The sequence below is a fragment of the Desulfobulbaceae bacterium genome, assembly GCA_013792005.1.
Lineage (GTDB): Bacteria > Desulfobacterota > Desulfobulbia > Desulfobulbales > VMSU01 > VMSU01.
In genome coordinates this window covers 1-4500 of the sequence record VMSU01000008.1, presented here as the reverse complement: position 1 = coordinate 4500, position 4500 = coordinate 1, and the positions used below count along the sequence as shown (strand labels likewise).

General features: G+C 51.4%; 4 protein-coding genes. All 4 read right to left on the bottom strand.

The features are described from left to right. Positions 1 to 415: 415 nt before the first annotated feature. Positions 416 to 1030 carry a membrane integrity-associated transporter subunit PqiC gene (locus FP815_00410; GenBank protein ID MBA3013402.1) on the bottom strand — a complete coding sequence of 205 codons (615 nt, stop codon included), beginning with the start codon at positions 1028 to 1030 and terminating at the stop codon, positions 416 to 418. Next, on the bottom strand, positions 1027 to 2721 hold the full coding sequence (locus FP815_00405) for an MCE family protein (GenBank protein MBA3013401.1): 1695 nt from the start codon (positions 2719 to 2721) through the stop codon (positions 1027 to 1029). Before FP815_00405 ends, FP815_00410 begins: the two co-directional genes overlap by 4 nt. Next, complete coding sequence (locus FP815_00400) at positions 2714 to 3340, bottom strand: paraquat-inducible membrane protein A (GenBank protein MBA3013400.1); 627 nt, start codon at positions 3338 to 3340, stop codon at positions 2714 to 2716. Before FP815_00400 ends, FP815_00405 begins: the two co-directional genes overlap by 8 nt. Before the next feature lie 156 nt (positions 3341 to 3496). Beyond that, entirely contained in the window at positions 3497 to 4150 is a 654-nt protein-coding gene (locus tag FP815_00395; GenBank protein MBA3013399.1) for a paraquat-inducible protein A, read from the bottom strand. Positions 4151 to 4500 lie beyond the last annotated feature (350 nt).

Here is a 4500-nt window from a genome sequence, read left to right as displayed (position 1 = left end):
GGATTTTTTTCATCGCGTTTGCCTATGTGGTTGATTCATGGAAAGTTGAGGTAAACTATCTCTCTCAGCAACCAGAAAAACTACCCTTTTTAGGGTCTGTTGTCAAAAGGAAAAGGGTGACATAAGTTCTCGGGCGTGTCTGTTGGTAAATGATCATCTTTGATTTTTTTCCGGGGAGTCTTCAGGGGGGAGGACACAACCAAGACCTGCGCACTCCGGGCACTCTTCAGTTGTGAGCAGAAATCGGCTTACTCCCTTAAATGAACTGAGCTGACCTGATCCACCGCAGGAGAAACAGACTCTTGTTTGATCAGGTGGTTTTGTCGGTGGGGTATTGGTGGAGGGTGCCATGGTCAGGGGGTATTATCTTGATGGAGGCTTGATGCGTTATGGTAAATTGGTAATTTCCGAGTCCCTAAAGTGTGGCCAGGGCGGTTGCGATCTCGCTGGCGAATTCTGCCACCGCCTGACTTTGAGCTGAGACCAGATCCTGGTATTGATCTCCGTTCGCCTTGACTCGGATGGTTGATTTACGTGTGATGAGAGGTTCTTTGCCCTCGCTGTTGGTGATTGCCCAGCGCGTGATCAGGATGATCTCTCCTCCAAGCTGGCCATCGAATTGGGAGATGGTGACCACCAGGCGGTGACTTGGCTTAAAGTGTTTTGCCCAAGGGAAAAGGGCGGTAGGTGTCTGCTCAGGGAGGTATGCTGCAAGATTTTCCATGAGGACGGAGGCAAAGTCATCGCTTAATGAACCGCTCCAGCGGTTGTAGTCACTGTATGTCAGACGCTGATTGTCAAGCCGGGAGGCGATTTGGGGCCTGCTGAGTGACTCGGGCAGTTGGATGGGGCCAATGCCGAGTGCGAGAATTTTGTTATGGGGGTCTATTTCCGGTCGGTGCTCAGTTGTCGTCTGACTCAAGTTGTAATAGATCACAGGTCGTCTTGCCCCGCCACAACCATAAGTGATCAGGAGGAGCAGCAAGAGCAGGGAAGCGCGGAATAGTCGGGTCGGGCTGTGGGTGGTCATGGCATTTCATCCTCCTTGCCGTGGATGATTGATTCTGGGTGTCGATCAAGATAGTCACTTAGGCTTCGTAGGGAGCGGACCGCCGTTGATATGTCACGCATGGTTTGGCGGAGTTGGTGGTTGGTTGGGGAGTCGCTGCCGAGGGAGTGTTCCATGTCGGCAAGTGTGGTTCGTAGTTGTTCCAGTGCGGCGGTGATGGCAGGTGTCGTTTGGGTATTGACGGTCTCGGCCATGGTGTTGATGTGGGTCATGGTGGTATTGGCTGCCTTTAAAGTCGCCCGCAGATCCTCGCCGAGTGATTGGACCGGGATCTGGGCAATGGCTGTATTCGTTGTTTTGAGCAGGGCGTGTAGGTCTTCGCTGATTTGCTGGAAGGGAATTTTTTCGACTTTGTTTAAGATCGTGCTCAGGCTGTCGGTAAGGAGTTGAAGCTCAGTCTGCCGGGTTGGCAGCACAGGTATTGCGTCTTCATAGGTTATCTTTTGTGCAGGCTGGTTGGGATAAAAGTCGAAATCAATCAGCAGTTGACCTGTGAGTAAGTTGCCATTTTTTAAGACCGCCCTCATTCCACGAGTGATGAAGGTATTAAGGATAGCCTGGCCGTCAGTAGTGTTGAAATCCGGGTCCTGGCCGAAAATGCGTTCCGGTTCAATTCGTAACATGACTGGGGTGCGGAAGCTCATCGTGATACTCTCGAATTTGAGGTTGATGCTGCTGACCTCACCGATCTTGATGCCTTGGAATTCTACTGGAGCGCCTACTGTTAGGCCTCGTACCGATTGGTTGAAGTAAACCTGCCAAGTATCTGTTAAGTGGTATTTTATCTCGTTGACGGCTTTTCGAGAACTGAAGAGTTCAAAAGTGGTGTTCTCTTTTGCTATTGTGCCAGGCCGACCTTGAGGTGGCAGGTCGAAAGAGATGCCGCCAGAGAGAATGGAGGTTAGTGACTCGGTGTCCAGCTTAATCCCGGTGGCATCAAGATTCAATTCAAAGCCGCTTGCGTTCCAAAAACTGGTGTTGGTGGAGATCTGCTGGTCATGGGGGGCGTTGACGAAGATTCTGATATGTACCGCTTGTCCTGAATCATCAAAGCCATACCCGACTACCTGCCCGACCTTGATCTGACGATAACTGACGGGTGAACCGATATCCAATGAACCAAGTCCTTCTGCTTTGAGTATATAGTATTTGCCTGGGTTGTCGGTGGTGATGAAGGGCGCTTCCTCAAGTCCGGTGAAATTTCTGCGTTGGGTGCCGGGGTGTCCGGGTTCCATGCTGATATATGAGCCGGATAGCAGGGTGCCGAGCCCGGAGATCTTCCCTGCAGTGATTCGGGGTCGGACGATCCAGAAACTGGTGTTGTCGGTTAGGTGAGGCTCTGCCACCTTGTCTATCCGCGCTTTAACCACGACCTGCTTCATGTCCGGGCTGAAGGTGATGGTTTCAACTTCGCCAATATCGACATCCTTATATTTAATTTTGGAGGCGCCTTCGGAGATCCTCTCGGCATTCTTGAAGGTGATGGTGATTAGAGGACCTTTCTCTGACCACGATTTGTAGAGGAGCCATCCGGAGATGGCGAGTGCCACCAGAGGCACCAGCCAGACGATAGAAAGTCTTTTGCTGGGGCGGATGGCGGCAGTTGGAGCGTCGTCTCGGGGCAGTTCGTCTTTCTGCGGATCATCAGGCATTGTGGTCCTCCATGCGATCCCAAATGAGACGGGGGTCAAAACTTTCAGCCGCGAACATGGTCAAGATTACAAGCGCGGCAAAATAAGCTGCCCCTGGGCCAGCTTCAATGTTGGCAAAAGCCCCGAATCTGACCAGAGCTACAAGGATGGTGACAACGTAGATGTCAACCATCGACCAGCGGCCGACCAGTTCCGTCAGACGGAAGAGCCGGGTCCGTTCAAGCGGTAGCCAGTCCCAGCCGAAATGCAGTGAGGTCAGAAGAAAGGTCAGGATGAAGAGTTTCATTAGCGGTACAACGACACTGGCGATGAAGATGATTAGCGCGATATACCAGGACCCACTGTCCAGGAAATAGATTACGCCGCTCATGATTGTATCACTTTTGGATGGACGGCCTAATACGGTGGTAGTGGTTATTGGTACCAGGTTGGCTGGGAGATAGAGAATGAACGAGGCGAGTACTAAGGCCCAGCATCTGGGAATGCTGTTGGTCTTGCGAACCCTTAAGCGAGTTCCGCAGCGTGGGCATTGGTGGAACTCTGGCGATGGCAGGTCTGGGCATGGGCAGATAAGGTGGCAGGTATGACAGCTGATCAACCCTGCCTTACGCCCGGTCATTGGCGATCTGTGCACAGGTGGTGTGCTGTGGGCACTTATTGGGGCTGATGTAATCATGGAGAATAATTTCTCGATATGATTCTGATCCAATATGCCTTGGCGGAATCCTTGGGGAGAGAAGTGCTTGGTTGACAGGAGTGTGAGCCAGGTGTTGGTTTATGATTTTTCATGCGTAAACCTAAAAAGAGGATACCATTCCTGATGGACTCGATGTGCTTTTGCCAGTTTAGACCAGACTAGGTGGGGGTCAAGACTGACAGAAGAGGCGGCCAGCACAAAGATCAGCCCAATAAAAGAGTAAAATGACGGACCGGGTATGACGAGTGCCATTTTGGTCAGTTTGACCATAGAGATCAGGATGCCAAGCATGTAGACTTCCATCATTGACCAGGGGCGTAGGCGGAGATACCAGGCGAAGAGCTGGGCAGCCCAGGGGAAGCGGTATCCCAGCCGGAGTGGAGCCAGGACGTAAAGCAGGCTAAGCATGGAGAACAGAGGGGCGAGAAGGCAGGTTACGAGGACTACAGCCCCCATACCTGCCATATTCTGCTGATAGAGGACGACAATGCCGCTGGTGAGGGCTGTTGTCTTGGAAATTCCTTTCGTCGTCATGGAGAGGAAGGGAAAGCTTACTGCGATGACATAGAGAACAAGCCCGGCACTGACCCAGCCCAGAGTTCGGTTCAGGCTATTGAACTGAGTGCGGCGGAGAAAAGCGCCGCAGCGTGGGCATTCGGCAACCACGCCCATTTCAAGCTCGGGGAGTGTAAGTAAAAGATCGCAGTCGTGACAGGCGATGATAGAGTTCATAGGTACGCGAATAGGATGAGAAGTGGTGTGTAATGAATTTTTTATAAAGTACCGTGGATTGGCTGAAATTAGCAAGGGGAAACAGGAAGGTGGCTAAATTGATATCATCGGAGAATGTAGAGTCAGCTTCGGTTGAAAAGAGAGGGGCGGTAATGGTGTTTTTCCTGGGGGCAAGCTGGAGATGGAAGTGCACAGGCGATCTTTTTCATCCCAAAACAGTTTTGCCCGTACTTCAGGGAAAGTATATTATGGAATAAGACCTTCGTATGTTTCGCAAGAAAAGCTGGGACTGATCTCTTGCGAGTGAGTCCCGGCTTTTTAGTGAGGCGGCATATTGAGATGATTCTTGT